Annotated in this window: 27 protein-coding genes and 1 pseudogene; 14 read left to right on the top strand and 14 right to left on the bottom strand. The window is 49.9% G+C overall.

Annotated elements, in window-relative coordinates:
* Positions 1–14 precede the first annotated feature (14 nt).
* Together atpF and atpH are read left to right on the top strand one after the other, a co-directional pair.
* A complete protein-coding gene (gene atpF / locus ACQ4MZ_RS11995; protein WP_430845275.1) occupies positions 15–509 on the top strand; it encodes a F0F1 ATP synthase subunit B in 495 nt (164 codons plus the stop codon).
* 23 nt (positions 510–532) lie between these two features.
* On the top strand, positions 533–1,069 hold the full coding sequence (atpH, locus tag ACQ4MZ_RS11990; RefSeq protein WP_309981385.1) for an ATP synthase F1 subunit delta: 537 nt from the start codon (positions 533–535) through the stop codon (positions 1,067–1,069).
* A gap of 58 nt (positions 1,070–1,127) precedes the next feature.
* On the opposite strand, the gene ACQ4MZ_RS11985 is transcribed toward atpH, so the two are convergent.
* The 10 genes from ACQ4MZ_RS11985 to ACQ4MZ_RS11940 all read right to left on the bottom strand — a co-directional run bounded on the left by ACQ4MZ_RS11985 (position 1,128) and on the right by ACQ4MZ_RS11940 (position 12,515).
* Positions 1,128–2,015: a sugar phosphate isomerase/epimerase family protein gene (locus ACQ4MZ_RS11985; protein WP_430845273.1), complete on the bottom strand. Its 888-nt coding sequence runs from the start codon at positions 2,013–2,015 to the stop codon at positions 1,128–1,130.
* Between the two features lie 31 nt (positions 2,016–2,046).
* A complete protein-coding gene (locus ACQ4MZ_RS11980; protein WP_430845271.1) occupies positions 2,047–3,738 on the bottom strand; it encodes an alpha/beta hydrolase-fold protein in 1,692 nt (563 codons plus the stop codon).
* A gap of 95 nt (positions 3,739–3,833) precedes the next feature.
* Positions 3,834–6,374, bottom strand: a complete 2,541-nt coding sequence (locus ACQ4MZ_RS11975) for an ATP-dependent Clp protease ATP-binding subunit (RefSeq protein ID WP_430845269.1) — start codon at positions 6,372–6,374, stop codon at positions 3,834–3,836.
* A gap of 67 nt (positions 6,375–6,441) precedes the next feature.
* Complete coding sequence (locus tag ACQ4MZ_RS11970) at positions 6,442–7,101, bottom strand: WbqC family protein (RefSeq protein ID WP_430845267.1); 660 nt, start codon at positions 7,099–7,101, stop codon at positions 6,442–6,444.
* A gap of 105 nt (positions 7,102–7,206) precedes the next feature.
* Positions 7,207–7,833, bottom strand: coding sequence for an L-threonylcarbamoyladenylate synthase (locus ACQ4MZ_RS11965; protein WP_106596006.1), 627 nt, complete (start codon positions 7,831–7,833; stop codon positions 7,207–7,209).
* Positions 7,834–7,865: 32 nt separating this feature from the next.
* The gene (locus ACQ4MZ_RS11960; protein ID WP_430845364.1) at positions 7,866–8,858 is read right to left on the bottom strand and encodes a glycosyltransferase family 2 protein; all 993 of its coding nucleotides are present in this window, start codon (positions 8,856–8,858) and stop codon (positions 7,866–7,868) included.
* 118 nt (positions 8,859–8,976) lie between these two features.
* On the bottom strand, positions 8,977–9,909 hold the full coding sequence (locus ACQ4MZ_RS11955) for a YihY/virulence factor BrkB family protein (protein WP_430845265.1): 933 nt from the start codon (positions 9,907–9,909) through the stop codon (positions 8,977–8,979).
* 13 nt (positions 9,910–9,922) lie between these two features.
* Complete coding sequence (locus ACQ4MZ_RS11950; RefSeq protein ID WP_090373563.1) at positions 9,923–10,342, bottom strand: acyl-CoA thioesterase; 420 nt, start codon at positions 10,340–10,342, stop codon at positions 9,923–9,925.
* A 1-nt stretch (position 10,343) separates the two neighbouring features.
* Positions 10,344–11,381, bottom strand: a complete 1,038-nt coding sequence (gene mltG / locus ACQ4MZ_RS11945) for an endolytic transglycosylase MltG (protein ID WP_430845263.1) — start codon at positions 11,379–11,381, stop codon at positions 10,344–10,346.
* A gap of 54 nt (positions 11,382–11,435) precedes the next feature.
* A complete protein-coding gene (locus tag ACQ4MZ_RS11940; protein ID WP_430845261.1) occupies positions 11,436–12,515 on the bottom strand; it encodes an Ldh family oxidoreductase in 1,080 nt (359 codons plus the stop codon).
* A 137-nt stretch (positions 12,516–12,652) separates the two neighbouring features.
* Here ACQ4MZ_RS11940 and ACQ4MZ_RS11935 point away from each other — a divergent pair, with 137 nt between their 5' ends.
* The 5 genes from ACQ4MZ_RS11935 to ACQ4MZ_RS11915 all read left to right on the top strand — a co-directional run bounded on the left by ACQ4MZ_RS11935 (position 12,653) and on the right by ACQ4MZ_RS11915 (position 18,606).
* The gene (locus tag ACQ4MZ_RS11935; RefSeq protein ID WP_430845259.1) at positions 12,653–13,276 is read left to right on the top strand and encodes a DUF502 domain-containing protein; all 624 of its coding nucleotides are present in this window, start codon (positions 12,653–12,655) and stop codon (positions 13,274–13,276) included.
* Positions 13,277–13,363: 87 nt separating this feature from the next.
* On the top strand, positions 13,364–13,978 hold the full coding sequence (locus tag ACQ4MZ_RS11930) for a hypothetical protein (protein ID WP_430845257.1): 615 nt from the start codon (positions 13,364–13,366) through the stop codon (positions 13,976–13,978).
* A gap of 23 nt (positions 13,979–14,001) precedes the next feature.
* Positions 14,002–15,237: a 3-phosphoshikimate 1-carboxyvinyltransferase gene (locus ACQ4MZ_RS11925; RefSeq protein ID WP_430845255.1), complete on the top strand. Its 1,236-nt coding sequence runs from the start codon at positions 14,002–14,004 to the stop codon at positions 15,235–15,237.
* A gap of 24 nt (positions 15,238–15,261) precedes the next feature.
* On the top strand, positions 15,262–16,857 hold the full coding sequence (locus tag ACQ4MZ_RS11920; protein ID WP_430845254.1) for an FMN-binding glutamate synthase family protein: 1,596 nt from the start codon (positions 15,262–15,264) through the stop codon (positions 16,855–16,857).
* An 84-nt stretch (positions 16,858–16,941) separates the two neighbouring features.
* The gene (locus ACQ4MZ_RS11915) at positions 16,942–18,606 is read left to right on the top strand and encodes a S8 family peptidase (protein WP_430845252.1); all 1,665 of its coding nucleotides are present in this window, start codon (positions 16,942–16,944) and stop codon (positions 18,604–18,606) included.
* Here the strand turns inward: ACQ4MZ_RS11915 and ACQ4MZ_RS11910 are convergent.
* Positions 18,593–19,132, bottom strand: a complete 540-nt coding sequence (locus tag ACQ4MZ_RS11910) for an NUDIX hydrolase (RefSeq protein WP_430845251.1) — start codon at positions 19,130–19,132, stop codon at positions 18,593–18,595. The two genes, ACQ4MZ_RS11915 and ACQ4MZ_RS11910, sit on opposite strands and share 14 nt — an antisense overlap.
* Positions 19,133–19,208: 76 nt before the next feature.
* Between ACQ4MZ_RS11910 and ACQ4MZ_RS11905 the strand changes: the two genes are divergently transcribed.
* Entirely contained in the window at positions 19,209–20,114 is a 906-nt protein-coding gene (locus tag ACQ4MZ_RS11905; RefSeq protein WP_430845249.1) for a DUF2911 domain-containing protein, read from the top strand.
* Between the two features lie 99 nt (positions 20,115–20,213).
* Here the strand turns inward: ACQ4MZ_RS11905 and ACQ4MZ_RS11900 are convergent, their stop codons facing one another.
* Genes ACQ4MZ_RS11900 through ACQ4MZ_RS11890 form a run of 3 tightly spaced genes read right to left on the bottom strand, consistent with a single transcriptional unit; the run spans position 20,214 to position 22,092 of the window.
* On the bottom strand, positions 20,214–20,822 hold the full coding sequence (locus ACQ4MZ_RS11900) for a trimeric intracellular cation channel family protein (RefSeq protein ID WP_430845248.1): 609 nt from the start codon (positions 20,820–20,822) through the stop codon (positions 20,214–20,216).
* A 13-nt stretch (positions 20,823–20,835) separates the two neighbouring features.
* Positions 20,836–21,657, bottom strand: a complete 822-nt coding sequence (locus tag ACQ4MZ_RS11895) for a thymidylate synthase (RefSeq protein ID WP_430845246.1) — start codon at positions 21,655–21,657, stop codon at positions 20,836–20,838.
* Between the two features lie 6 nt (positions 21,658–21,663).
* Positions 21,664–22,092 (bottom strand): OsmC family protein, encoded by a 429-nt coding sequence (locus ACQ4MZ_RS11890; RefSeq protein ID WP_430845245.1) that lies wholly within the window; start codon positions 22,090–22,092, stop codon positions 21,664–21,666.
* A gap of 287 nt (positions 22,093–22,379) precedes the next feature.
* Here ACQ4MZ_RS11890 and ACQ4MZ_RS11885 point away from each other — a divergent pair.
* The 6 genes and pseudogenes from ACQ4MZ_RS11885 to ACQ4MZ_RS11860 all read left to right on the top strand — a co-directional run.
* Positions 22,380–22,631: pseudogene (locus tag ACQ4MZ_RS11885) on the top strand (4a-hydroxytetrahydrobiopterin dehydratase); the annotation flags it as partial.
* Positions 22,628–23,332, top strand: coding sequence for a 16S rRNA (cytidine(1402)-2'-O)-methyltransferase (gene rsmI, locus ACQ4MZ_RS11880; protein WP_430845243.1), 705 nt, complete (start codon positions 22,628–22,630; stop codon positions 23,330–23,332). The pseudogene ACQ4MZ_RS11885 and the gene rsmI, both read left to right, overlap by 4 nt.
* Positions 23,322–24,551, top strand: coding sequence for a DUF4105 domain-containing protein (locus ACQ4MZ_RS11875; RefSeq protein WP_430845242.1), 1,230 nt, complete (start codon positions 23,322–23,324; stop codon positions 24,549–24,551). Before rsmI ends, ACQ4MZ_RS11875 begins: the two co-directional genes overlap by 11 nt.
* The gene (locus ACQ4MZ_RS11870) at positions 24,517–25,311 is read left to right on the top strand and encodes an inositol monophosphatase family protein (protein WP_430845240.1); all 795 of its coding nucleotides are present in this window, start codon (positions 24,517–24,519) and stop codon (positions 25,309–25,311) included. Before ACQ4MZ_RS11875 ends, ACQ4MZ_RS11870 begins: the two co-directional genes overlap by 35 nt.
* Before the next feature lie 188 nt (positions 25,312–25,499).
* On the top strand, positions 25,500–26,036 hold the full coding sequence (locus ACQ4MZ_RS11865; RefSeq protein WP_430845238.1) for a YfiT family bacillithiol transferase: 537 nt from the start codon (positions 25,500–25,502) through the stop codon (positions 26,034–26,036).
* A gap of 17 nt (positions 26,037–26,053) precedes the next feature.
* A complete protein-coding gene (locus ACQ4MZ_RS11860; RefSeq protein ID WP_430845237.1) occupies positions 26,054–26,209 on the top strand; it encodes a FeoB-associated Cys-rich membrane protein in 156 nt (51 codons plus the stop codon).
* Positions 26,210–26,259: the final 50 nt, after the last annotated feature.

Below are 26,259 nucleotides of genomic sequence, written 5' to 3'. Positions count from 1 at the left end.
AAACTCATTTAACTATGTCATTGCTTACTCCAAACCCAGGCCTTATTTTCTGGATGCTGGTAGTATTTTTGCTGGTAGTGTTTATCCTGTCCAAATTCGCATGGAAACCTATCCTCAAAGGTTTGAAAGACCGTGAAAACGAAATTCAGGGCGCGCTGGACCTCGCAGAAAAAACACGTGCTGAAATGGCACAATTGAAGTCGGACAACGAGAAACTGATCGCAGAAGCAAACGCAATCCGTGACCAGATCCTTCGTGACGCAAAAGACGCTGCCGACAGAACCATTGCGGAGTCGAAAGACAAAGCGGCTGTTGAAGCACAAAAAATCATCGAAAGCGCACGCGAAACGATCCGCAACGAACAAGCGGTAGCCGTGAGCAAAATCAAGAAAGAAGTGGCTACGCTTTCATTGGAAATCGCTGAAAAAGTATTGCACCGTGAATTGGAAGACAAAGGAGCTCAGGAAAAACTGATCGCCGACCTTGCTTCATCTGCGCGTCTTAACTAACCAGCATTTAAAATCTCATTCCGATGTCAGTAAGTATTGTAGCATCCAGATATGCAAAATCGCTGATCGAGCTCGCAAAAGAACAAAACGTTCTGGACACGGTTTATCAGGATATGCTGCTGTTCAAAGAAACAGCGGACCAGAACCGCGGCCTGATGCTTGCATTGAAAAGCCCGGTGGTGCGTCACGAGAAGAAATCAGGGATTTTGAAAGGCCTTTTCAAAGAGCGCGTAAGCCCGGTTTCATTCGCGATATTCGATATTATCACCAAGAAGAACCGGGAGGCTATCCTCGACGAAATCGCGGTGGAATTCATTAAAGCTTATAATGTTTACAAGGGAATTGAAAAAGCGACGGTGGTAACCCCTACCCCGCTGACCGACGAACTTCGTAAGCAATTCACCGATATTGTTGCCAAAGCAACCGGAAAAACGGTTCAGCTTGCCGAGAAAGTAGACAATACGTTGATCGGCGGATATGTGTTGACAGTGGGCGATCGCCAGATCGACGCTTCGCTGCGCAGCCGTTTGAACGAACTTAAATTACAGTTAGTAAACTGAAATTTTTATCTGCATAATTTGGAAGACCCGGCTGCTATGCGGCCGGGTCTTTTTTTTGCTATACTTTCATTTTCACTACATTCTTGTAGCTCGTCTCAATGGCTTGTACCGGCGGTACTTTCGCTACGTCCTGCTCCACGAAGAAATGCGTCATGCCTGCCAGTTTACGGTTCGCAAATATTTTAGCGAAATCGATAGAGCCGGTTCCTACCTCTGCAAATGAGCCGTCTTTCTTGTCGATATCTTTCACGTGCCACAATGGGAAACGGCCCGGATATTTCTTAAACAATGCCACAGGATCCATACCTGCTTTTACGGCCCAGTACAAATCCAGTTCGAGCTTCACGAGTTTCGGATCGGTTTTGCCAGCGATGTAATCGTAAGGCAACTCACCACCGATTTTCTTGAATTCGAAATCGTGGTTATGATAACCGAACTGTAGGCCTGCCTTCTTGGCTACTTCGCCTGATTTGTTGAACAAATCGACATAGCTTTTATACTGATCGATCGTCTTGCGCTCGGACTCGGTCAGGTAGGCGCAGTTTACATACTTCTGGCCCAGTTCTGCCGCATCGTCGACCGCTTTTTGCCAGCTGTTACTCAATGTGCCTTTGGCTGTTTTGTTCTCCACGCCGGCGCCGTAATGGCCGCTTACGGGGTTCAAGCCCAGGTCGCCGAGGATCTTCTTGAACTCTTTGGGCGTTTTACCGAAGAATTTACCGTCTGAATAGCCGTAAAGTTCCACTTCCTTATAACCGATCGCCGAGACCTTTTTCAGCGTGCCCAGGAGGTCTTTCGATATTTCGTTACGAAGCGTGTACAATTGCAAACCGATTGGCGAAGGGGCTTTCACGTCCAGGCTCAATTTGGAGAGCATGGGGGTAGCCAGCATGAATGCACCGGCTTTCAGGAACGATTTCCGGGAAATCTTTTCGTTGTAATCCATTGGTTAAGATTCGAAAAATTAAAAAATAAAACTACGGGGTAATATCAACGGCGCCGGAGGCGGAAAGCTTGCGCTTCGTATCGTCGTCCAGTTTCCACTCTTGCGTGAAATAGTTATCGATCAGCAGGTTGGCGGATGAATCTTTAAAAAAAATAATATCTTTAAATTCCGGAAGCTTACGATGCATCACCGATACAAAGGGGAAACCCTCGTCTTTCACCCCGGTCCACCAGGGCAACCCCGAACTCACAGCTACATAATGGCCTTCCATTGGCAGTATATAAAACAGCCCATGCGCTGTGTCGCCTTTCTTTAAATGCACCGGGAGCATATCAGCGTGTTTTGCGATCAACGCGTTCGTTTCCTTCGTACCAAACAGTATGAGGTTGGCGCTTTCGATATCGCTTGGGCGCACTTCTTTATCAGCCAGCACGCGCGGGAAGAACATGATTCGCCCCAAAAACTCACCCCGGTACTGCGACCAGCTCGCAGCCTGCGTAGCAATGTCTACGCGTTTTTTCAACTCTTCGGGTGAAGGATTATCCGCCGTCCCGTACACATACACATGACGCGAAGCAAATGCGGCATATATCGGCCCCTCAGCACCTTTTTTCTTGCCTGTGTAAATGGACATGATCGTCGCACTCTCCACAGCCCATTTGCCACTCGCCGACTCGCGGAACAAGGTTACCACACTGTCTGTCTTCGCATTCACATTCGAACCATCGATTTTCAATGCCAATGCAGCGCCCGGTTTGAATTTGGAGTGGCCTTTGAGATTTAAGGTAAACTTTTCAAGATTTTGCGTTTTGATGTCCAATGTATTCTCCTTCGTAAACTTCGCATCAATCTCTGCCAGCTTTCCGACAGCCATTCGGTTCAACGTTACCCAAAACGCCTTATCATATTTGTATTGCTTACTCACAAACCGCACGCGATCCGGGTGTGGGTTACGTTTATAGTCGTCGAACCACTGGAAAATGTATTCATTGTCATAGGCATTCACCCAGCTGTCGTGCTTTACATCCACAAACTCCTTATAACTTACTTCCGTGCCCAGGTCCTGCAAAGTCGATACCCATTTCTGCGTTCCTGCTACGGGTACCACCGGATCCGCATCGCCATGGAAGAAATGGATAGGAAAGTTGGTCGCATTAGGCGCGAGGTCGAATGTGCCCGCGGGCGGCGCGGGGCACACGGGCGCAATAGCCGCCCATATATCCGGGCGCGTAAGACCGATCCAGAGCGTACCGCCGCCGCCCATCGACAGGCCAGTCAGATAAGTGCGGTCTTCATCGATTTTAAAGCGCTTTTTCACATCTGCCAGCACGTCGTAAACATCCTGTTCAGGAATTCCCTGATAACCGGCCGTTCCGCGTGCGTAGGGTGATGCCACAATGTATTCGACATTCTCCCATTTCGGGAAGTAGCGCGTGGCTTCCACGTCGGTTTCACCTTCTGCATTGCTTTTCCCAAACACGCGGCGCAATGCCAGGCGATGATTGGACCCGGCGCCGTGCAACATGATCACGAGCGGATACTTTTTGTTTTCGTCGAAATTTGCAGGGAGATAAAGGCCGTAGGGCTGCTCGGTATCGTCGGCGTCGGAGAAAAATGTGAGGACCTGAGGGCCAGAAGGTAATTTTTGTGCAGAAACGTCGGCATTAATGGCTGCAAGACTGAGCGTTAGGCTCAGCACAGCGTTTTTCCAGTTAGGTCCCATTAGTTATACGAATTTTCGATGGCTAAATATAAATAAAAAAGGCAGGTCTTCCGACCTGCCTTTTAAGCTACTTGTGCTTTCGGAGCATTACAAATCTAGTTTGCGAGCTCTTCTTCCTTCTTGCGAACACTAATAACGAGTTGTTCACTCTTCTCTTCATGATCGGCTACCAGTACATCGCCTTCGCGCAGGTCGCCTTTCAGTATTTCTTCCGCTACGGGATCTTCCAGGTATTTCTGGATTGCCCGGTTCAAAGGACGAGCCCCGTATTGCGGATCGTAACCTTTATCGGACAGGAAGTCTTTCGCAGCGATAGTCAATTCGATTTCGTAGCCCAGACCTTTCACACGGCTGAACAGTTTGCCCAATGAAATGTCGATAATGCGGTGCAAATCTTCGCGTTGCAGCGAGTTGAACACGATCACATCGTCGAGACGGTTCAGGAACTCCGGAGAAAATGCTTTACGCAATGCACTCTGGATGGTACCTTTCATAATGTCGTCCTGGTTCTCGGCTCTTGCTTTGGTAGAGAAACCGATTCCTGTTCCGAAATCTTTCAAATCACGCGCCCCGATATTCGAAGTCATGATGATTATCGTGTTACGGAAATCGACTCTTCTGCCCAAACCGTCCGTCAGAATACCGTCGTCGAGTACTTGCAGCAGGATATTGAACACATCCGGGTGCGCTTTTTCGATCTCGTCGAGCAATACGACGCTGTATGGTTTGCGGCGGATCTTCTCGGTTAGCTGGCCACCTTCTTCGTACCCCACATATCCCGGAGGCGCTCCTACCAGACGCGATACGCTGAATTTCTCCATGTATTCGCTCATATCGATACGCACCAGCGAGTCATCTTTGTCAAACAGGTAAGTCGACAATACTTTCGCGAGCTCGGTTTTACCTACACCAGTTGGTCCAAGGAAAATGAATGAACCGATTGGTTTCTTAGGATCTTTCAAGCCCACACGTGTACGCTGAATCGCTTTCACGAGTTTCTCGATCGGCGGGTCCTGACCGATCACTTTCGATTTCAGTTCGTCGGCCATATTTAGCAATTTCTTGCCTTCGTCCATCGATACGTTCGTCACAGGAATACCCGTCATCATCGCCACTACCTCAGCCACATTCTGTTCTGTGACGGTATAGCGTTTCTGCTTGGTTTCTTCTTCCCATGCCAGTTTAGCTCTTTCCAGCTGATCGATCAGTTTTTTCTCACGATCTCTCAATTGAGCAGCTTCTTCGTATTTCTGACTTTTTACTACCCGGTTTTTCTCCTGTTTGATATTCTCGATTTGCTCTTCAAGCATCAAAATATCCTCAGGAACCGTGATGTTGCTGATATGCACACGAGCACCTACTTCATCGAGCACGTCGATGGCCTTGTCCGGCAGGAAGCGATCGGTAATATATCTTTCCGACAGTTTCACCGCCGTGCTAATCGCCTCAGGCGTGTAGTTTACGTGGTGGTGATCTTCGTATTTGTCCTTGATGTTGGTCAGGATCTGGATCGTTTCTTCGATCGAAGTCGCGTCCACCATTACCATCTGGAAACGACGAGCTAATGCGCCGTCTTTCTCGATGTACTGGCGGTACTCGTCCAGCGTGGTAGCTCCGATACATTGGATTTCCCCGCGTGACAACGCCGGCTTGAACATGTTCGAAGCGTCCAGCGAGCCTGATGCACCGCCTGCGCCCACAATCGTGTGAAGCTCATCGATGAATAGGATCACATCCGGTGATTTTTCCAGCTCGTTCATGACCGCCTTCATTCTTTCTTCAAACTGGCCGCGGTATTTGGTACCAGCCACGAGCGAAGCAAGGTCAAGCGTCACGACGCGCTTGCCGAAAAGCACACGGGATACTTTTTTCTGAACAATCCGCAATGCGAGGCCCTCTGCGATGGCTGTTTTACCAACACCAGGCTCGCCGATCAGGATCGGGTTATTCTTTTTACGGCGGCTGAGGATCTGCGCCACACGCTCGATCTCTTTCTCACGTCCCACGATTGGGTCGAGCTTGCCTACTTCCGCCATTTTGGTTAAATCCCTTCCAAAGTTATCCAGGACAGGTGTACGGGACTTTTCAGCACCTTTGGATTCTTTACCGGAAGAAGAGCCACTACCACCTCCAAACATTCCGCCTCTGGCTTCATCATCCCCGTCTTCGGTCTCCGGCCCCATATGAGGTCTGGATCCGGATGATTGATATTCTAACATTTCCTTGATGACTTCGTAGTTAACATTGAACTTATGCAATATCTGGGTACCTACATTGTCTTCGTCACGCAATATCGAAAGAAGCAAATGCTCGGTGCCGATGAGCGTGCTTTTGAAAATCTTAGCTTCCAGATATGTAATCTTCAACACCTTCTCCGACTGCCTCGTCAGAGGGATATTTTGTAAATTTTTAACGTTGTTTGTGGCTGCACCTTTCGTTGCCTGCTCGATCGTCTGGCGGACATCGTCCAGCGATACCCCGAGCTTTTTAAGCAACCCTATGGCTACACCATCACCCTCACGGATCATTCCTAATAACAAGTGTTCTGCACCAATGTAATCGTGACCCAGGCGGAGGGCTTCTTCCCGGCTCATTGAGATTACCTCTTTCACTCTATTCGAAAATTTTGCTTCCATTGTGTAGCAATAAAAAGTGTTTATGTATTCTAAACGCTACTTGATCTCCGTTTGTTCAAAGTAGCTTTTATTGAGACTTACAGGATCTTAACAAAACACTTTTTGCTTCCGGCCCCATATTAAACAGTAAATCAACAATACTTAAATTCCCCACAAAATCATTCCCGAAGGTCTGGTAATAAGGCGCAGGGTGGTAATATTTATGCAAATCAGGCTGTTTTCGGTTGTTAATGAGTGAAATAGCGTTTACAACCGCATTTTCATCCATTTTAACTCCTGACAAATTGTACTGAATGTCCTTTTTTATACCAGTCAATCTAAGACAAATTGTCAACAATTCATAGTTCAGATCGACGAGGTATGCCAGCTTCTTTTCGTAAACACGCTTGAACTCGTGAGCGTAATACTCGTAAAAAGGAGACTTTCCGTAGGCTGACTGCAGGCAACCCAGATGGCGCCGTGTCCAATCCTGGTTATAGTCGATCAAAATATCTTTCGTGGAGCTCGCTGCCTTATATCCTTTCACAGGAATCGTCAGCGTATCTATTTTATTGGTAGTGAGTACATTGCAGCGATTTCTATAAGTCTGCTTCACATACCTCTCCTCAACGTCAATGTAGACCCGGTCGTACTGTAATATACAAGTAAAATACTCTAAACAAGGCAGATACTGCAATTCAATCCGTACTTCCGTGGACTGATCCTCTTTAACTAAAAAATCCGACACTATCAAATATGGTAAAGGCTTATGATATTATCAAAAAATTTATAATAATTATTTTGCACAGTCAACAATGTTCAACAGCAACTTAAATCATTACAATTTTTGATCTCAAAGGAAGATACTTACGTCACCCAGGCCTTCCCGAATGATCTCAAAATCATCGCCATCCGCCTTCACAATGGTAGACGCCACGTTACCCCCGTACCCCCCGTCGACCACCATATCTACCTGGTGCTGGAACTTCTCGAAAATCAGTTCGGGATCGGTCGAATACTCGATGATCTCGTCGTCGTCCCGGATGGAAGTCGTCACGATCGGGTTCCCTAACTCCTTTACGATCAAACGGGGAATAAGGTTGTCTGGCACCCTTATTCCGACCGTTTTTTTATTCGTATTCAAAAGCTTAGGGACATTGCTCGTCGCTTCGAGGATGAATGTGTACGGCCCGGGGAGCACCCTTTTCATGGTTTTGAAGGCAGTATTGCCCACTTTCGCAAAGTCGGAAATGTGGCTCAGGTCGTAGCAGATAAATGAAAAGTCGTTTTTCTGTGGCTTGATGCCTTTGATACGCGCTATTTTCTCGACTGCGCGGGTGTTGTAAATATCGCAGCCGAGACCGTACACCGTATCGGTCGGATAAATCACCAAACCTCCGTCGCGAAGACAGTCCACTACCTGACGGATTCGACGCTCGTCAGGGTTTTGGGGATAAATTTTAACAAACTCAGCAGGCATAAGGGAAATTTTTACTTTTTGACCTAACAAAATCAAAATGCAAATCCTTCCTGCGGCGTCATTTTTTTTAAATTTTCGATGTAGAACCTGTAAGCGAAATTCACCGGCAAATGCAGCCTGCACATTAGTACGATCAGCTCTGTCTGCAAGCCCGGGTTCTCAATATAGTTCAATAACCGGCGAAAACGTACAGCGAGTTCAAACTCTTGCGCGTACAGACATTTACGGATAAATGTACGTATGCGCGCGGCTAAAAGATCGAACTCTTTCTGGTCACGGTTCAGATCATATGCTTTGTTGCAAACCGCATAGTACGACTGCAGCATTCCACTTCCTTTTTTGTAAACACCAGTTGAAAGCGAAGTTTTGAGCACCCGCTTTTTGGTCAGGATTTCGTCGAGGTAGAAGTATTTAAAACGGACCGACGACCGGACCCAGAAATCGAAGTCCTCAAATGCCAGCGTTTCGTCATAGCCACCCAGGAGCTGCAATGTGGCTGTCCGCATCATCATCGTGGGCGTACAGATGAAATACCGTTCGAGGATATTTTTGTAAACATCGCCCGACGGTACCTTACAGGCCGCCTTCCCCCGGTTATCGGTTTCATAATGGTAATGCAGCTGCTGCCCGGACTTTCCGATGTACCGTGCGTTGGTAAACACAACGGCATAGTCCTCTGAAAGCGCTTCGAAAGTTTCCACCTGTTTTTCGATCCGGTCGGCGATCATTACGTCGTCCCCGGAGAGATCAATCACATATTTGCCTTGCGCGATGGTTAAGCCCTGGTTGAATGCCCTGCAAAGGCCCAGGTTATGGCGATTGCGGATTACCTGAAAGGCGGGCGCCTTCCTTTTGAAACTTTCGATCACACCCAGCGTATTGTCTTTGCTTGCATTGTCGATGACGATCAGCTGAATGTACGGATAAGTCTGGTAGAAAACGGAAGTCAAAGCTTCCTCAATGTACTTCTCCTGATTATAGGTCGTCAGGATAACTGTAACGAGTGGTTTTTCCAAGTTTGTCATGTCGTGCGCTCCAAGCGGTCCCTTCATTTACGGTGTGTATTCGGAGGGGATAAGGGCACCGCACCACAAAATTACCAACAACAAACCGGAGATGCCGATAATGTTATTATCCGGCAAATCACCGCTTTACCACGCGCTTGGAAGTCAGCCGACCGCGCGCCCGGTTAATACTCGCATTGATTTCAAAACCCAGAATAATCACAAATGCAAGCAGGTAAATCCAAATCATCAGCGCGATCATGGTGCCAATCGAACCATAGAGCTTGTTGTAGGAGCTGAAACGTGAAAGATAGAAGGAAAATCCATAGGTAGCCGCGAGGATAAGAACGGACGCAATCACCGAACCTGCGTTCACGAACGTAAACTGGCGCCCGTGCGAGGGCGCGAACCGGTAGATAATCGAAATCGTCAGCATCAGCGAGCCAAAGCTGATCAAATAACGCAGAATATTAAGCAAGGCAATGAGCCAGTTATCACGGATAATGTGCCAGTCGCCTATGATGTTCATCACGGCATCTCCCACGATCAGCAAAACCACCGAAAGAAAAAGCACCGCGATAAGCAGTAGCGTAAGCATCATAGCAATGGCACGAATGGCAAGAAAGCCGCGCGTTTCTGTATCATCATACACCATATCGAACGCCCGCATGAGCGACATCATGCCATTGGTGGAGGCGATCATCGCAAAGATGAAACCGAGCGAGAGTACACCGGACCGCGGCCGGCTCACAATGTCCAGGATCGTCTGATCAGCGGCTTCAAACGTGCCACGCGGCATATTGTCGCGAAGCAATGCGAAAATCATTTGATCAAAGTTCTTGATCGGGATGTAGGGAATGAGCGTAAAGAGGAAGATTATTCCCGGAAATGCAGCCAATGTGAGGCTATAAGCCACCGCCGAAGCACGCTGATCGATCTCGTGCTTCCTATTGCTGTTGATCAGGTTCAGGAGAATATCATACAACGACACTGTTCCCCGGAAGAGCGTCGTTTGCTGCAACCAGGTAATAATGCGCTTGATGTGGCGGTTTATCAGCAGTTTTTCAAGCATAACCGGCCGCGTGTTATCCCTTTGGTTCAAAATAGGGTTTCAGTTTTTCCAGCAGTTTATCGGGCGCCGGGCATAGTTTGCCGGTGTCCATTCGCTGGAAAACCAATGTGGTATCCCCGGTATTGAGCAAAACACGTTCCTGATTGCGGATTTCATAGGCGAACCGAATACGCACACCGGGCAATTCCTCAATTTTAACCAGAATATTCAGCTCGTCGTCATAGCGGGCTGGTTTCAGGTATTTGTAATGGCATTCATAAACCGGCATCATCACACCCGAATCTTCCATCGCCTTATAATGGAAATCCAGGCTGCGCAATGCCTCTACCCTGCCGATCTCATAATACCGGGCGTAATTTCCGTAATACACATATCCCATCTGGTCGGTGTCGGCGTACCGCACCCTGATGCCCTTAACTTCGTGAACAAACATCCTACTTCATGATTTTCAACCGGTTCAACTCAGCCTGATAAAGACGCGCATTGTTGAGGTGGTCAGCGTAATTCGTGGCAAAAGCGTGGTACCCCGAGAGGTCTGCTTTAGCACACATATAAGTATAATCGTGCTTTTCGTAGTTCAAAACCGCATCCAGCGAATTGAAATCCGCGACACGGATCGGGCCCGGAGGCAAGCCGGTATTAATGTAGGTATTGTAAGGCGATTTGATCATCAACTGCTGATTGAGAATCCGCTTGATCGCAAAATCCTGCAATGCAAATTTGATGGTAGGATCAGCTTGTAATGGCATGTTGGCATGCAGACGATTGATATACAACCCAGCCACGCGCGGCCGCTCGTCTACTTTGCGCGCCTGTTCTTCCTCCACAATGGAAGCCAGAATCGAAACCTGAACGGGTGTCAATCCAATTTCTTTGGCTTTCGCGATCTTCTCGTCGGTCCAGAACTTCTTGTATTCGCTGTGCATACGATCGAGGAACTTCTCCGTGCCGGTAGTCCAGTATATTTCGTAAGTGTTAGGCAGGAACATCGAAACGATCGTCAGGGTATCGAGGCCATATTTATTGCAAACCGCCGGGTCGTTCAGTGCTTTGCGGAAGTTGTCCTCTCCAAACTCGAACCGGGAACCGATGCGTTTGATCAAATCTTCTTTCAGACGGATATTGTTAAATGTCAGCTTCACCGCATCCTGGCTCCCTGACGAGAGTTTTTTGATTACCTCATAGTTGTTGCTCTCCGGCTTGATCACGTACCGGCCAGGCTTCACTTTCTCGGTGTATTTCAAAAATTTAGCCAGAAACTGGAAAGAAATATGGTCATTAATTACCTCATGACGATTCAATGAGTCCAGCACCGTTTTGTAAGTAGCATTTTGAGGGACGAGCAACACGAAGCTCGATTTTTTATCGACCTGCAAATTCGGCGTCCGGAAGATCTGCCAGAAATAGAAAGAGAAGGTGGTGACGAGGATCGCGATTGTAATGAACAACCCTATTCTAAAATTGCGCGACATATGTTTTAGCTGTCGGCCTTCGGCAGTCGGCCGTCGGCTTTTGTTTTTTCTTGTTTACAAATTGATTTCAAATGGTATGCCGAAGCGCTTCGCCAGCTCATCAAGTGACAAAACTACCGGTTCGAGCAGTTTGATACCGTTCACACTACGTTCAGCTTCCATTTCTCTTTCCGGATCACCGGGAATAAGCACCTTTTCGCCATCGACGGCCCGCGCATTACGGAATGCACCGATCCACTTGTCCATATCCGCTTTAAACTCGTCAGCCGGACGAAATCCGTCCACACGCATTGCGCCGAGAAAATGCCCGGTACCAAGCCCGACGCTCTGCTGCACGCCCATGAAACCTGCAGTAGCGAACGGCGGCACCCACGGCCCAAAGTTAGCACCTGAAAGCACTCCGGAAAAAATATCCACTATCGCACCCAGTCCGTAACCTTTGTGGCTGCCATGCTCGCGGTCGGAACCTAGCGGAAGCAAACCACCGCCGCTTTTTACGGCATTGGAATCGGTGGTAGGGTTACCATCCGCGTCCTGAGCCCAGCCTAGCGGCGCCGGAAGGCCTTTTCTTTGTAATATTTCAAATTTGCCGTAAGCCACGGCTGTCGACGCGAAGTCTGCCACAAAGGCAGGTTCTGTCAATGCGGGCACTGCTACCGCAATGGGATTTGTACCTAATAACTTATCCAATGAAAAGGTTGGAGTAACGAGCGGTGCCGCATTCGTCATGGTCCAGCCGATCATATCCTTTTGTAATGCAAGCATGGCGTGATAGCCCGCAATGCCGAAATGGTTTGAGTTTCTAACAGACACCCAACCGGAGCCCACTTTCTCTGCCTTTTCCATTGCAATTTCCATCGCTTGCGGCGCTACTACCAATCCCAATCCGCGATCCCCGTCCACCACAGCCGTGCTGGGAGTTTCATAAGCGATGGTGACATTTGGTTTCGGGTTCAAACGCCCGTGGTCGTAAAGTCTTACATACCCTGCCAAACGGGCGATCCCATGGGAATCCACGCCGCGCAAGTCCGCGCTGACCAATACTTCGGAGGCCAGCCGGGCCTCGTCCTGGGGACATCCTATTGCCAGAAAAACCTGCTCGGTAAAATGTTTTAAATAACTGGCCTGATACATATACGTCAAATAATGAACTTCTTGCTAATTTTGCCCTACCGCCAACCAGCGCACCTTGCGTGCCGCAACTAGCCGTTCGCAACTAGCCGTTCGCAACTAGCCGCCCGCAACTGGTCGTCCACGCCCGGCGTGCAAATATGGAAATTAAAAACGCATTCCTCAAACGCATCATCAGCTACTTCATCCGGGGGCTTGTGCTGGTGGCGCCACTCTACGCGACCGTCCTCATTATCTGGTCGGGCGTCGAATATCTTGACAATATCCTCCCCATCGAAATCCCGATCTCAAACCAGCAGATGGTATACCTGCCAGGCCTGGGCGTGCTGATCATCATTTTAGGCATTATCCTGCTCGGTTTCCTGTTCTCCACGATCGTCCCGCAGTCGTTTTTCAAGTTCACCGAAAGCATTATGCGCCGCATTCCGCTGGTGAGTTTGATATACTACTCTATCAAGGACCTCATTCTTGCATTTGTAGGAGATAAAAAGAAGTTCAACCAGCCTGTGCTGGTGACGATGTATAAGGATACTGATATTAAAAAGATCGGTTTCATCACCCAAACCGACCTCAGCCACCTCAAAATCGCTGACCATGTGGCGGTATACATGCCGCTCTCCTACTCGCTTTCAGGCGAACTTTTTATTGTGCCCACCGAGCATGTAACGCCCGTTGACGCCAAAGCGACGGATGTGATGAAGATGCTTGTATCCGGTGGTGTATCTGTAAAGGTTTCAAAGGAAGAAACGGCTGAGGACGATTAGTTTAACCCGTTTTTAATGAGCAACAATGCAACAGTTGTGCCCGTTTAAGAGAATGATTCCCTATATTTGAACCATTCTTTTAGTACTATGAGACAACTCCTTCCCATTGTCGTTTTGCTGTTCCTGGGGAATATCAAAGCATGGTCGCAAGACCATTATGACCCTAAAAAAACCCTTTCCAGTGAAGAACTCTTTCTGAAACAGGGCAGCAGCAGCCGGGTAATCGCCACGCCGGGACAAAAATATCTGGTACTCGACGCTTCACCTGTCATCGGCGGCTTTCACCGATACCGGTTCTTTCCGGGAGACAATATCAAATTCCGGATGAAGAACGAAACCATCCGCTTCAACGAAACGATCGCTTCGGTAGACGATTCCGCTTTCACGATCGGCGTAGTGAACGAGGCCGTGGGCCGGATGGACTATCAGCGCATATTGCTCGAAGACATTCGCCTGTTGAAGGTTTCCCGGAGAATACCCTTCGTTTCACAGGCCGCCCCATTGCTTCCGCTGGCCGGTTTGATCTTTATCGGAGCCGATTTCTTCAACAAAGGCGTCGACAACAAACGCTATACAACCGACACCTCCACGCTCGTCATCGGCGGTTCGCTCATGGCTGCGGGGTATATTTGTTATAAATTCACGTTCGCTTCCCTGAAAATCAATTCCAGGAATAAGCTGAAAGTGCTTGAAACCTATTAATTGCGAAACACCATATCTGAAAAGTGAAATCCATTCTCGTTCATCCCCCCCAACAACCCATACGTGCTGAAATACAGCTTGCCGCATCCAAAAGTGAATGTAACCGCGCTCTGATCATCAATGCGCTCACCGGTTTCCAGTCCGAGCTCACCAACATTTCCGAAGCCCGCGACTCGCAAACCATGCTCCGCCTGCTCAATTCAAACGACGCCGTGGCGGACGTGATCGACGCAGGTACCACCATGCGCTTTCTGACGGCCTATTTTTCGGTTACAGGCCAAAAGAAAACCATGACCGGCACGCCACGTATGTGCGAGCGCCCGATCGGGATACTGGTGGATGCGCTGCGCAAGCTCGGGGCGGATATTACGTATGAAAAAGTGGAAGGCTACCCGCCGCTACAATTGAATGGTTTCAATTACTCGGGAAACAATGAACTGACCATGCGCGGCGACGTGAGCAGCCAATACATTTCGGCATTGCTGATGATCGCGCCGCAATTACCTGCCGGTTTGAAAATCAAACTCGAAGGCGAGGTAGGTTCAAGACCGTACATTGAAATGACTTTGAACCAAATGGCGCATTTCGGTATCGAATACATCGCCGACTGGGAACATAATATACTGACGATCCCCCCATTCAAATACCAGCCCAAACCTTACGCGATCGAATCCGACTGGTCGGGTGCGAGCTACTGGTACAGCATTGTGGCATTAGCTGAGGATGCGGAAGTGGAATTGCTGGGATTGAAGAAAAACTCGCTGCAAGGCGATAGCGCCATTGTCGACATTATGCGCCACCTGGGTGTGGAAAGCGTATTCACCGACCGCGGTGTGCTTTTGACCAAAATTCCCGCGAAAGCATCGCTGGGCTGGGATTTCACCAACTGTCCTGACTTGGCCCAGACCGTAGCCGTCGTGTGCGCGATCAAAAAGATACGTCTGTCGCTAACCGGCGTAGAAAGCCTTAAAATCAAAGAAACCGACCGCATTTTTGCATTACAGCAAGAACTTAAAAAGCTGGGTGCAGAACTGAAAGAGGTTGAAAAAGATCATTTATACGAGGTAACGACCCTTTCCGACATCCCGACCGATCCGGTACCGTCCATTCACACCTACGACGACCACCGTATGGCAATGGCGTTCGCGCCCGTAGGCATGGTGAGCGAAATCCTTATCGAGGAACCGGGCGTGGTCGTAAAATCTTACCCCGGTTACTGGAAAGACCTCGCAAAGGTTACCACCTGGGAAGAAGTTTAGAATATTCACCATCTGGAATTGTTTATGGAAACTGTCTGGTCGTTCCTGGCATCGGTGCCTGTCTGGCTTTATATTATCCTGGCCATCGCCATTATTATCGCCCTCAGGGATGTGTTACAGAAAAGGCATACCATTCAGCATAACTTTCCATTGGTAGGGCATTTCCGGTATATGATCGAGACGATCGGGCCGGAGCTGCGCCAATATATTGTAGCCAACAATCGGGAGGAGCTGCCGTTCAATCGCAGGCAGCGCTCCTGGATTTATGCTTCTTCTAAAAAAGAAAACAACTACCAGGGTTTCGGCACCGACCAGAATATGCAGGAAGCGGGTTATGTGCTCATTAAGCCCGCCATGCTTCCTTTCCGTGTGGATTCCACCCACAGCCACCACGTCAAAAACGGCAACGATCCGCACCATTACACCATTCCGAGTGCCAAAGTCATTGGCGCGTACCACCAACGCAAGCGCCCGTACCGCCCGCGTTCGGTTGTGAACGTGAGCGCTATGAGCTACGGCTCGCTTTCTGCCCGTGCGATTGAATCTTTAAATAAAGGTTCTTTCAAATTCGGCAACTACCATAATACCGGCGAAGGCGGACTTTCCCCTTATCACAAATATGGCGCGGATGTAGTTTTCAATATGGGGACCTCGTATTTCGGCGTGCGCGACGATGACGGTAACTTTGTAATGGAGAAGCTCGTGAAGCTGATGCAGAACAACCCGAGTGTGCGGATGATCGAGCTGAAACTATCGCAAGGCGCCAAGCCGGGCAAGGGTGGCGTGCTGCCCGCGAGCAAAATCACGGCCGAAATCGCTGAAATCCGCGGGGTACCGATCGGAAAGGACGTTGTTTCGCCTCCCTACCACAGCGCATTCTCGAATGTGCGTGAAATGATCGACTTCATCGAAGCGATGGCCGCTCAAACCGGCTTACCCGTCGGTATTAAATCCGCCGTGGGCAAAACGGAAATGTGGGAGGAGCTGGCCGACCTTATGGTCGAAACTGGTAAAGGACCCGACTTCATTACCATCGATGGCGGCGAAGGAGGTACCGGAGCAGCACCTCCGTCATTTGCAGACCACGTGTCGCTGCCGCTCGTGTTCGCATTCAGCACGGTTTACAAAATTTTCCAGAAACATAACCTGAACGATAAGATCACCTTCATCGCCTCGGGCAAACTTGGCTTGCCTGCGCAAGCCGTAATGGCATTCGCTATGGGGGCCGATATTATCAATGTGGCGCGCGAGGCCATGCTTTCCATCGGCTGCATTCAGGCGCAGAGCTGCCATACCAACCGCTGCCCTACCGGCATTGCCACCAACAACAAATGGCTGGAATCGGGCATCGACCCGGCATTGAAAAGCGAGCGGTTCAACAACTACATGAAAACCCTGGCGAAGGAGATCATCGAAATCACCCACGCTTCGGGCTACGAGCATCCCTGCCAGTTCGGGATGGCCGATATCGACATTTCGATGGGCGATAACAACCGCACCATTACATTGGCCGATAATTATGGTTATCTCAAAACCGTCGTACCTTTCCCCGGCATCAAAGCATTGCTCGAATGCGACCACCTCGGCGGTCGCGATATACCGGGCGAAAAAGTAGCCTAGCCACAGGATAACCGCCACAATTTTGCCTTTGGAGAAGTATATGGAAACAGGAGCGGCGAACGTTGCTTTCAAAAAAACGCGTCCATGAAAAAAACTTTACTGCTTACCGCATTCTCATTACTGCTTGCCCAAGCCACTGCTTTCGCTCAGAGCAATCCGAGATATCTCGTGCTATTTAAGGACAAAGCCAATAGCACCTATTCCGTCGATAAGCCAACTGAATTTCTATCCCAAAGATCCGTCGATCGCCGTAAAAAACAGAACATCGCCATTACTGCAAACGATCTTCCCGTCAATCCAGGCTACCTGACGGCCATCCGGCAAACAGGGGCGAAGGTCATTTACCCTACCCGCTGGTTCAATGGTGCATTGGTGGAAGCTTCCGACGCGCAGCTTACGCAAATCAAGGCGTTGGCATTCTACAAAGGTATTGAGCTGAACCTGCCCGTTGCCAATATTACTTCCAAATCACCCGGCATTGCCCGTACCGCAGCAACGCACCAAAAACTAGGTACAACCGCCGATATCGATTACGGCAAAATGAATACGCAGCTTGCCCTCATGGAAGTGGCTGACATGCACAAAAAAGGTTTCCAGGGTGAAAACATGCTTATTGCTATTCTCGACAACGGCTTTGCCAAGGGTGACGAAGTGCCTTATTTTAAACAGGTGCGCGATGAAAACCGCATTATCGACACCCATGATTTCGTGGCCCGCGACGGCAATATCTATAACGACGGCTTCCATGGGCTGAGTGTGATGTCGACCATCGCAGGTTACCTGCCCGGCACATTGGTAGGAACCGCCTTTAAAGCCTCTTTTGCATTGTATGTGACAGAAAACAATGCAGGCGAATCTCCTTACGAAGAAATCACCTGGCTTATGGCGGCCGAGCGTGCCGACAGCCTCGGCGTGGACGTGATCAATTCTTCGCTCGGCTACACGACATTCGAGGACGAGTTCGACTCCCCCGCCTACAACCACACCTATAAGGATATGGACGGTAAAACGACGATCGTGAGCCGCGCCGCACGTTACGCCACGCGCAAGGGTATCCTGGTTGTGAATTCGGCAGGTAATGATGGAAACAACAGTTGGCATTACATAGGTGCACCCGCCGATGTGGATTCGGTACTGACCGTCGGGGCGACGAACGCCGATCGCAGCTACGCCTCGTTAAGTTCGACAGGGCCCAATTCCGCAGGCGTTCAGAAACCCGACGTTTCGGCCGTCGGCGCCGGCGCCACTATCGGAGACCTGACAGGCGGCGCCTCCAGCGGTTACGGCACTTCATTTTCAGCTCCGCAAATTGCCGGTGTCGCCGCGATTTTCTGGCAGGCATTTCCAAACCTGACAGCGCAGCAGGTTATTTATGTATTAAAGAAATCGGGGCACCTGGCCGCAACACCAAACAATATGCTGGGTTATGGCGTCCCCAACCTGATTAAAGCACAAGAAATCGCCCAAAACGAATTTTTCCCGCTAGGTACCGAAAGCGAGCTCCTGAGCTCCGTCATTCTTTCACCCAATCCGGCACAGGATGAAGTGACGCTGACCATTCCGCAAACGTTGATCGGTAAAACGGCGAATGTGAGCGTGTATGCAGCAAGCGGAGCAACCATGCTTGCAGCCGCCACGCGCCTGACCGGCAAACACACCATTGCCACCGCCCGGTTCGCATCCGGCCTCTACCTGGTCCGGCTCAAAGTCGACAACCAGGAAAGAACATTGAAATTTATAAAGCGCTAGTCTTCCTTACCATCCGCATAATCGACTCGGAGTCGTTGGAATGCTGTACTTGTGAAACAGGTACCCATTGCACGTCTTTGGATTCGCTATTCAATACTATTTCCTGCCCTGCGGCTGCCTTGAATGCGAAACGGATATCGTAGTGGTAATGCTCCGGGACGTCTTTATTGGCAGGAATTAAATGCACATCGACGTCGAAAATCCCGTCTTTCAATGCTTGGAGGTCGGTGATACCGGTTTCTTCCATTACCTCTTTCATAGCCACCTCCCTTACATCGGGGTCGCCGTCACAATGGCCTCCGGGCTGGAACCAGCGGTCGAGCTTGCGGTGGTGCATCAGCAACACCGCATCCTTTCCCGGCGAAAGCACCCAGCCGGAAGCCGTAATGTGCCCGATCAGCAGACTGCGGTCGAAACATTCGGAATGTTGTTTCACAAAATCGACTGTATCATTGTGCATTTCAGCCTCTAAGCCCGGCTCCGGTTCGTACGATGCAAGCAATGCGAGCAAACTGTCCCTGTTCATTTAGACTATCTGGGTTTTTCGTTCTAATTTCACCACAAGTTTAACAACTGAAAGCAATAAACCACCTTATTCAAAAATGAAAAAGTATCTATTATCCATGTCCCTCGCTGCCCTCATGGCGACCAGCGTAATGGCGCAGCGTGTGCCTGCCCCCAGCCCCGCAGCCACAGTAATGCAAACCGTAGGTGTAACCGATTTCACTGTCAAATATTCGCGTCCGTTCATCAAAGGCCGCAAAGTATTCGCCGATGGCTCCGCACTCGCTCCATATGACCAGATCTGGCGCACTGGTGCTAACATGGCCACCGTTTTCGAATCCAGCACCGAGTTCACATTCGGCGGCAAAAAGGTTCCAGCTGGCAAGTATGCATTGTTTTCGATCCCTAACGGCACTGCATGGACGGTTATTTTGAATAAAAACTATGAGCAGGGCGGAACCGACAACTATAAAGAGTCGGAAGACGTAGCACGTACCATGGTCGTGCCTACTTCAAATGAATACAATGAGGCATTCAAAATCGAAATCGAACCGGTGACCGACAGCACGGCGTTCCTGAACCTATCGTGGTCCTCCGTCAATATCCCCGTTCCCCTTGCAGTAAGCACCGAATCACTGACTATGACAGCACTGAACAAAGCCGTAGCAGAGAAGCCCGAAGATGTAGCTACATTGCAAAGTACCGCGGCTTATATGCTTTCAAAAGGCAAAGATTTGCAGGTAGCATTGTCACTAGCCGACAAAGCGATTGGTTTGAAAGAATCATTCGGTGCGTTGTGGACCAAAGCGCAGATTTTGAACAAACTGGGCAAGACCACCGAGGCAATCCCCGTAGCGCAAAAAGCATTGACAGTAGGCGCAGCCGCGCCAGATGGCGCTTACAACTTCTACAAACCACAGGTTGAGAAAGCGATCGCCGAAATGCAGGCCAAAGCCGCACCAGTGAAAGAAGCTGTTTCCACGGTTAAAAAGAAGAAGAAATAATATGTCATGTCACGCTGAGCGCAGTCGAAGCGCGGTATAGTGCCTCGCTTCGACTGCGCTCAGCGTGACATTTAACTACATCTGACACTCCATTTTCTATCATCTGAAAAAGCGGGGGACGCTCCATCCATTACGTACCGCCAGGATGCGTAGCACGATGATTACAAGTGCCGAAACGATGAATGTCGTGTTCCGCTCTACGCCCAGCCCATCGAGGATCAGGTACACACACGCGCCGGTAAAACAAGCCGTAGCGTAGACTTCCTTCCGGTAAATGATCGGGATTTCGTTTGTCATCATGTCGCGGATCACCCCACCCATAGTGGCGGTGAAGACGCCCATAATCACGGCTATCTCCGGCCGCACGCCCAAATGCAAGGCTTTTTCAGTCCCTACCAAGGTAAACAGCGCAATCCCGAAAGTATCGAACAAGAACAGCGTTTTCCTGAGCCTGAGCAGGAATTTGTAAAAAATGAATGTGACGAGAATGCCCAGCATAATGGCGTGGATGATCGTGATATCGCTGATCCACACCAGCGGGTAACTGTCCAGCAGCACGTCGCGCAGGGTACCACCGCCGATGGAAGAAATAAAGGCTGTGAAGCTCGCACCAAACCAATCCTGGTGCTTCTGATCCTTCACAGCCAATGCGCCGGAAATCGCGAATGCGAATGTTCCGACGATCTCTAATATGTATTGAATGCTCATCCCGCGACGACTATTACACCGCTACCGGGGCCTTGATACCCGGCCACGGGTTGTAGTTCCGCAGTTCGAAATCCTCGAAACGGAAATCCAGCACATTCTTCACTTCCGGATTCAGTATCATTTGAGGCAGTTCGCGCGGTTCGCGGCTCAGCTGCGTTTCTACCTGTTCCAAATGGTTGAGGTAAATGTGCGTATCGCCGCCGGTCCACACGAAATCGCCCAGGTCGAGGTCACATTCGCGGGCGATCATCATCGTAAGCAATGCGTAGCTCGCGATGTTGAATGGCACGCCGAGGAACACATCCGCGCTGCGCTGGTACAACTGACACGAGAGCTTGCTTTTCGTTTCACCGGCCTCGGTGTCGGGCGGCGCCACGTAAAACTGGAACAATGCATGGCACGGATGCAGCTTCATTTGCGGCAACTCGGCCGGGTTCCAGGCCGAAACGATAATGCGCCGTGAGTCGGGCGAGTTTTTGAGTTGTTTCAATACCTCCTGCAACTGGTCCACTGATTTCCCGTTCGGTCCTTCCCAGCTCCGCCATTGCTTGCCGTAAACTGGGCCGAGATCGCCGTTTTCGTCGGCCCACTCGTCCCATATCGACACGCCGTGCTCTTTCAGGTAACCGATATTGGTATCGCCCTGTAAAAACCACAACAGCTCGTGGATGATCGATTTGGTATGCACCTTCTTGGTCGTCACCAGCGGAAAACCTTTTTTAAGGTCAAAACGCATCTGGTAGCCGAACACGCTGATCGTGCCCGTGCCGGTCCGGTCGGTTTTCCTGACACCCTCTTTCAGAATATGGCGCAGCAGGTCGTGGTATTGTTGCATGATTATTTAAGCTGTGGCGATTTCAACATCATAAGTAATGGTCGCCAGCGCTTCCAGCTGAGCGGTTGCGGAGCAATATTTCTCCATCGAAAGTCCGATCGCGCGCTGGATCTTGGCCTCATCGAGGTTCACGCCCGCGAATTTGAATGTCAAATGGATTTTCCGGAACGGTTTGCGCTGGGTATCTGGCTCCTGCTCGCGATCGCCATCGGCCACAATGCGAAAATCGGTGATTTCCTGACGCTGCTTTTTGAGGATCAGCACCACGTCGATAGCGCTGCAACTCGCGAGCCCCATCAGCAATAATTCCATCGGCCTCACGCCGAGGTTCTGGCCGCCGATTTCAGGCGAGCCGTCGGTATGTACTTTTACTTCGGAGGAACCGGTGCCTTCGAAATGGAAGGCGTCATCTACGCGGACTAGTTCTACTTTCATAATGTTTGCCTGCTGTTTCGCTGGCTGTCGTTAATTAATCAATATGGCGCGAAGCTCCTGCCTCGTGCCGACTATTCGAAGGCCTCTGGCCGACATGCCCACCGGCACGTATAATCTCTAAAGCTTTTAACCGGGGTCAAAGTTCAAATATACTCGATCGGTCTTGAAAGGGCTAAGCCAGCGTGTAATTTCACGAAGAATAGCCTTATATTCGGGTGCAGAAATCCAGCCTGCCGTCGGCAATGCGGCAAGCCCTGGCATAAGTATTTTGGCAAGACCAACTCAACAAAACACCGAAAACCATGTGGCAGGAAGAAGATAACAAACTCAAAAAGAGCTTTTCATTCAAGGATTTCCGGGCGGCTTTCGCCTTTATGAACAAAGTGGCCGATGTTGTCAACGAAATGGACCATCACCCCTACTGGACGAATATGTACAACAAGGTCCATATTGAACTGAATACCCACGATGCCGGTGACACCGTAACCGAAAAAGACCATAAGCTTGCTGCGGCGATCGACCGGATTTATAACGCATGAAACTTTACATAGTACCCACGCCGATCGGCAACCTCGAAGACATTACATTAAGGGCTATCAACGTACTGAAAAGCGTTGACGCGGTCCTGGCCGAAGATACCCGTACATCCGGGAACCTGCTCAAACACCTGGGCATTTCGAAGCCTTTACAAAGCTATCACATTCATAACGAACACCAGACCGTCGCTCGCGTCGTGGAGCGTATCCGCAAGGGCGAGACGCTTGCGCTCGTATCCGACGCCGGTACACCCGCCGTTTCAGACCCGGGCTTCCTGCTCGTGCGCGCTTGCATCCGTGAGGGCCTGCCTGTGGAATGCCTGCCCGGGCCTACCGCATTCGTGCCGGCGCTGGTTAATTCCGGCCTGCCAAGCGACCGGTTTACGTTCGAGGGTTTCCTTCCTCATAAAAAAGGAAGGCAAACCCGGCTGCAAAACCTAGCCAATGAAGAGCGCACAATGATTTTCTACGAATCGCCCCACCGGCTCGTAAAAGCATTGCAGCAGTTTGCCGAGCATTTCGGTACCGACAGGCAGGTTTGTGTTTCGAGGGAATTAAGTAAAATGTTTGAAGAAAACGTGCGCGGGACCGTAACAGAGGTCATCGCGCATTTTGGCGACAAACCGGTAAAAGGCGAAATCGTGATTGTAGTGGCTGGCAAAGCCGATGAAAAGAGAAAATCGAACGACGAAGATGAGGATTAAAAATTTAAGATTAGCCCTATTAATCTGCCTTGTCTGGCTTGCCATGCCGGTTGTCTCCCGGGCGCAGTTTGGCATTTTGAGTCCTTCGGCCAAAATCAGCCTGGTTACGGTGGCCCCGGGCCAGGAGCTCTACTCCGGCTTCGGGCATAGTGTGCTTTGGGTATACGACCCTATGACGGGCGTCGACCGCGCATTCAACTATGGTACATTCAGTTTTCAGGAAGGTAATTTTTATATCAAATTCCTGAGGGGAACATTGCCTTACAGCCTTTCTGTTTCGCCGCTCTCCTATCAGATCGCGCATTATCAGGAAGAAAACCGCTCTATTTCCGAGCAGGTGTTAAATCTTTCAATTCCCCAAAAACAAAGGCTCTACAACTTTCTCGAAAACAATTACCTGCCCGAGAATCGCGAGTATCAGTACAAGTTCTTTTACGACAACTGCGCCACCCGCATGACTGTCGCATTGAAGGCAGCCGTGGGCGATAGCCTGATTTACAACGGCTATACCAAAGAAAAACGGAGCTTCCGCCAGTGGATCGATCTGTACGCATTCAAACAAAATCCCTGGGCTGACTTCGGGATGGACCTGGCCATTGGTGCCCCTTCGGACGAAATCGCGACACCCGAGCAAGCCACTTTCCTGCCCGATAATCTAGCCGCAGCTTTTGCGGATGCGAAGGTGAAAACCGCTACCGGCACGGCACCATTGGTTTCGGAAACACGGGAGATTTTCAAAGCAGCGCCATTCCCGCCCCCTGGCCCACTTACGCCTACCGTCGTTTTCTGGTCGCTCGCAATCCTGACGCTCGCATTTACCTATTGGCAAATCCGCACCGAGCGGGTCAATTTTGTGTTCGACAAAGTGCTTTTCGGCATTGCGGGCCTTGCTGGATGGATTCTTTTATTGCTTTGGTTCGGGACAAACCACGGTGTTACCAGCTGGAATTACGATGTGTTATGGGCATTTCCACTGTGGATGCCGCTCATTTTTTCGCTTTCAAAAAAGCATAAACCGGGGTGGTTTCAATTTCTGTTGATTTTTTATGCATTCCTCTTACTTTGCGCAACGGGTAACCTCGCAAAGCATAATCTGGTGTTAATTCCCATCCTGGCGATGCTGATCATCAGGGTTTATTATATTAACAATTCACTCTCTAAAATTCCTCAAAAGGAAATTGCGTATGGATCTGGAGTTGCTGACACAAAAAACCATTGAAATAGTAAGGCAGGCGTCCTCATTTATTCAGCAGGAAGCTGCCCTTTTTTCTCGTGACAAAATCGAGTACAAAGACCTCAACAACCTCGTTTCCTATGTCGACAAGGAGGCAGAAAAGCTACTTGTGGCCGGTTTGAAAGAAGTTCTGCCGGAAGCCAGTTTCATTACCGAGGAAGGCACTACGGGCCTGGAACCTGACCCGGACGCATTGAACTGGATCATCGACCCGCTCGACGGCACCACCAACTTCATCCACGGCATTCCCGTGTATTGCGTGAGCGTGGGCCTCGCACGCGGAAAGGAACTGCTGATCGGTGTAATCCACGAACCGGGCCTGAACGAGATGTTCTATGGCTGGCAAGGTGGAGGCGCATGGCTCAACGGAAAAAGCCTCAAAATATCGACCGTGCCGCAACTGGCCGATGCGCTCATCGCGACCGGCTTCCCCTACTACCGATTCGAGAAACAAAAACGCTACATGTACATTCTCGAATTGCTCATGCAAAGAACGCACGGCATCCGCAGAATGGGCGCAGCAGCGGTAGATCTGGCCTATGTCGCAGCTGGCCGTTTCGATGGCTTTTACGAATACAACCTGAACTCCTGGGACATGGCCGCAGGAACGCTGCTCATTAAGGAAGCAGGTGGCATTGTAACGGATTTCAGTGGTGGCGACAACTACCTTTTCGGAGGAGACATCATCGCAGCCGCGCCCGGCGCCCATCCGGAACTCGTTCAGGTCATCAGCGAAAATTTCTGAACGATCAAAAGTCAGGAAGTCAAGAATTGTCATTTATAGTCATTTGTAGTCATGATTAGTATTCAAATTGAAACCCACACCTGATTATAAATGACTACAAATGACCATAAATGACTACACTTGACCATAAATACCCACCACTCATTCACTCATCGCACCGGCGACCCGGTCATAATTAATACCGCACCATGGACTTACACGAACTTAAATACCCCATCGGCGAATTTCAATCACAGGAAAGCTACACACCTTCCGAGATCAAATCCAATATTCAGATTATCAGCGCATTGCCTTCTAAGTTTATCAACCTACTGGGCAATTGGGACGATCATCGCCTGGATACCCCCTACCGCCCCGACGGCTGGACGGTACGCCAGTTGATCCACCACGTGGCCGATAGCCATATCAATGCCTACACCCGCTGCAGGCTGGCATTGACGGAGGACAATCCGACGATCAAACCCTATGAGGAACACTTGTGGGCCGAGCTGCCGGATGCCAAAACAGCGCAGGTCGAATTGTCGCTGCAACTGCTGCGTTACGTGCATTTGCGTTGGGTACTGCTCCTGAATTCGCTGGATGAAAACGACCTGGCCCGGACCTATTTCCATCCCGGTTCGGAAAAGTCGTTCCGCCTCGACGAGGTAATTGCAAACTACGCGTGGCACAGCGAGCATCATTATCAGCATGCATTCAGGCTGGCACAGCGGAACAATTGGCCGTGATTTTAGGTTAACAAACTATGGAGCAGCAAATCATTATTTGGGCATTATTCCTGATCGCGGCGGGCTACATGAGCTGGCGGATCTGGAAGTCATTCGACCGGCGCAACAGCGGCGGTTGTGCCAAAGGTTGTGGCTGCGCTGCCGATAAAGTGAGTTCGGTTAAAATCAAATAGATTCTCGTTCAGAGAAAATGCAAAAGGCCCCGATCGGGGCCTTTTGACTT

The sequence above is a fragment of the Dyadobacter sp. BHUBP1 genome (genome assembly GCF_050587785.1).
Lineage (GTDB): Bacteria > Bacteroidota > Bacteroidia > Cytophagales > Spirosomataceae > Dyadobacter.
The sequence above is the reverse complement of the archived record's forward strand: the minus strand, read 5'-3'. Positions and strand labels throughout refer to the sequence as shown.

Coding starts and splice junctions, on each gene's coding strand:
- ACQ4MZ_RS11965 (WP_106596006.1), bottom strand. CDS start 7,833: ATGCCTGCTGAGTTTGTTAAAATTTATCCCCAAAACCCTGACGAGCGT.
- ACQ4MZ_RS11860 (WP_430845237.1), top strand. CDS start 26,054: ATGGAGCAGCAAATCATTATTTGGGCATTATTCCTGATCGCGGCGGGC.
- ACQ4MZ_RS11895 (WP_430845246.1), bottom strand. CDS start 21,657: ATGCAACAATACCACGACCTGCTGCGCCATATTCTGAAAGAGGGTGTC.
- ACQ4MZ_RS11900 (WP_430845248.1), bottom strand. CDS start 20,822: ATGAGCATTCAATACATATTAGAGATCGTCGGAACATTCGCATTCGCG.
- ACQ4MZ_RS11905 (WP_430845249.1), top strand. CDS start 19,209: ATGAAAAAGTATCTATTATCCATGTCCCTCGCTGCCCTCATGGCGACC.
- atpF (WP_430845275.1), top strand. CDS start 15: ATGTCATTGCTTACTCCAAACCCAGGCCTTATTTTCTGGATGCTGGTA.
- ACQ4MZ_RS11975 (WP_430845269.1), bottom strand. CDS start 6,374: ATGGAAGCAAAATTTTCGAATAGAGTGAAAGAGGTAATCTCAATGAGC.
- ACQ4MZ_RS11950 (WP_090373563.1), bottom strand. CDS start 10,342: ATGTTTGTTCACGAAGTTAAGGGCATCAGGGTGCGGTACGCCGACACC.
- ACQ4MZ_RS11985 (WP_430845273.1), bottom strand. CDS start 2,015: ATGGATTACAACGAAAAGATTTCCCGGAAATCGTTCCTGAAAGCCGGT.
- ACQ4MZ_RS11935 (WP_430845259.1), top strand. CDS start 12,653: ATGGAAATTAAAAACGCATTCCTCAAACGCATCATCAGCTACTTCATC.
- mltG (WP_430845263.1), bottom strand. CDS start 11,381: ATGTCGCGCAATTTTAGAATAGGGTTGTTCATTACAATCGCGATCCTC.
- ACQ4MZ_RS11955 (WP_430845265.1), bottom strand. CDS start 9,909: ATGCTTGAAAAACTGCTGATAAACCGCCACATCAAGCGCATTATTACC.
- ACQ4MZ_RS11930 (WP_430845257.1), top strand. CDS start 13,364: ATGAGACAACTCCTTCCCATTGTCGTTTTGCTGTTCCTGGGGAATATC.
- ACQ4MZ_RS11980 (WP_430845271.1), bottom strand. CDS start 3,738: ATGGGACCTAACTGGAAAAACGCTGTGCTGAGCCTAACGCTCAGTCTT.
- ACQ4MZ_RS11875 (WP_430845242.1), top strand. CDS start 23,322: ATGAGGATTAAAAATTTAAGATTAGCCCTATTAATCTGCCTTGTCTGG.
- ACQ4MZ_RS11960 (WP_430845364.1), bottom strand. CDS start 8,858: ATGACAAACTTGGAAAAACCACTCGTTACAGTTATCCTGACGACCTAT.
- ACQ4MZ_RS11910 (WP_430845251.1), bottom strand. CDS start 19,132: ATGAACAGGGACAGTTTGCTCGCATTGCTTGCATCGTACGAACCGGAG.
- ACQ4MZ_RS11915 (WP_430845252.1), top strand. CDS start 16,942: ATGAAAAAAACTTTACTGCTTACCGCATTCTCATTACTGCTTGCCCAA.
- rsmI (WP_430845243.1), top strand. CDS start 22,628: ATGAAACTTTACATAGTACCCACGCCGATCGGCAACCTCGAAGACATT.
- ACQ4MZ_RS11865 (WP_430845238.1), top strand. CDS start 25,500: ATGGACTTACACGAACTTAAATACCCCATCGGCGAATTTCAATCACAG.
- ACQ4MZ_RS11940 (WP_430845261.1), bottom strand. CDS start 12,515: ATGTATCAGGCCAGTTATTTAAAACATTTTACCGAGCAGGTTTTTCTG.
- ACQ4MZ_RS11870 (WP_430845240.1), top strand. CDS start 24,517: ATGGATCTGGAGTTGCTGACACAAAAAACCATTGAAATAGTAAGGCAG.
- atpH (WP_309981385.1), top strand. CDS start 533: ATGTCAGTAAGTATTGTAGCATCCAGATATGCAAAATCGCTGATCGAG.
- ACQ4MZ_RS11920 (WP_430845254.1), top strand. CDS start 15,262: ATGGAAACTGTCTGGTCGTTCCTGGCATCGGTGCCTGTCTGGCTTTAT.
- ACQ4MZ_RS11890 (WP_430845245.1), bottom strand. CDS start 22,092: ATGAAAGTAGAACTAGTCCGCGTAGATGACGCCTTCCATTTCGAAGGC.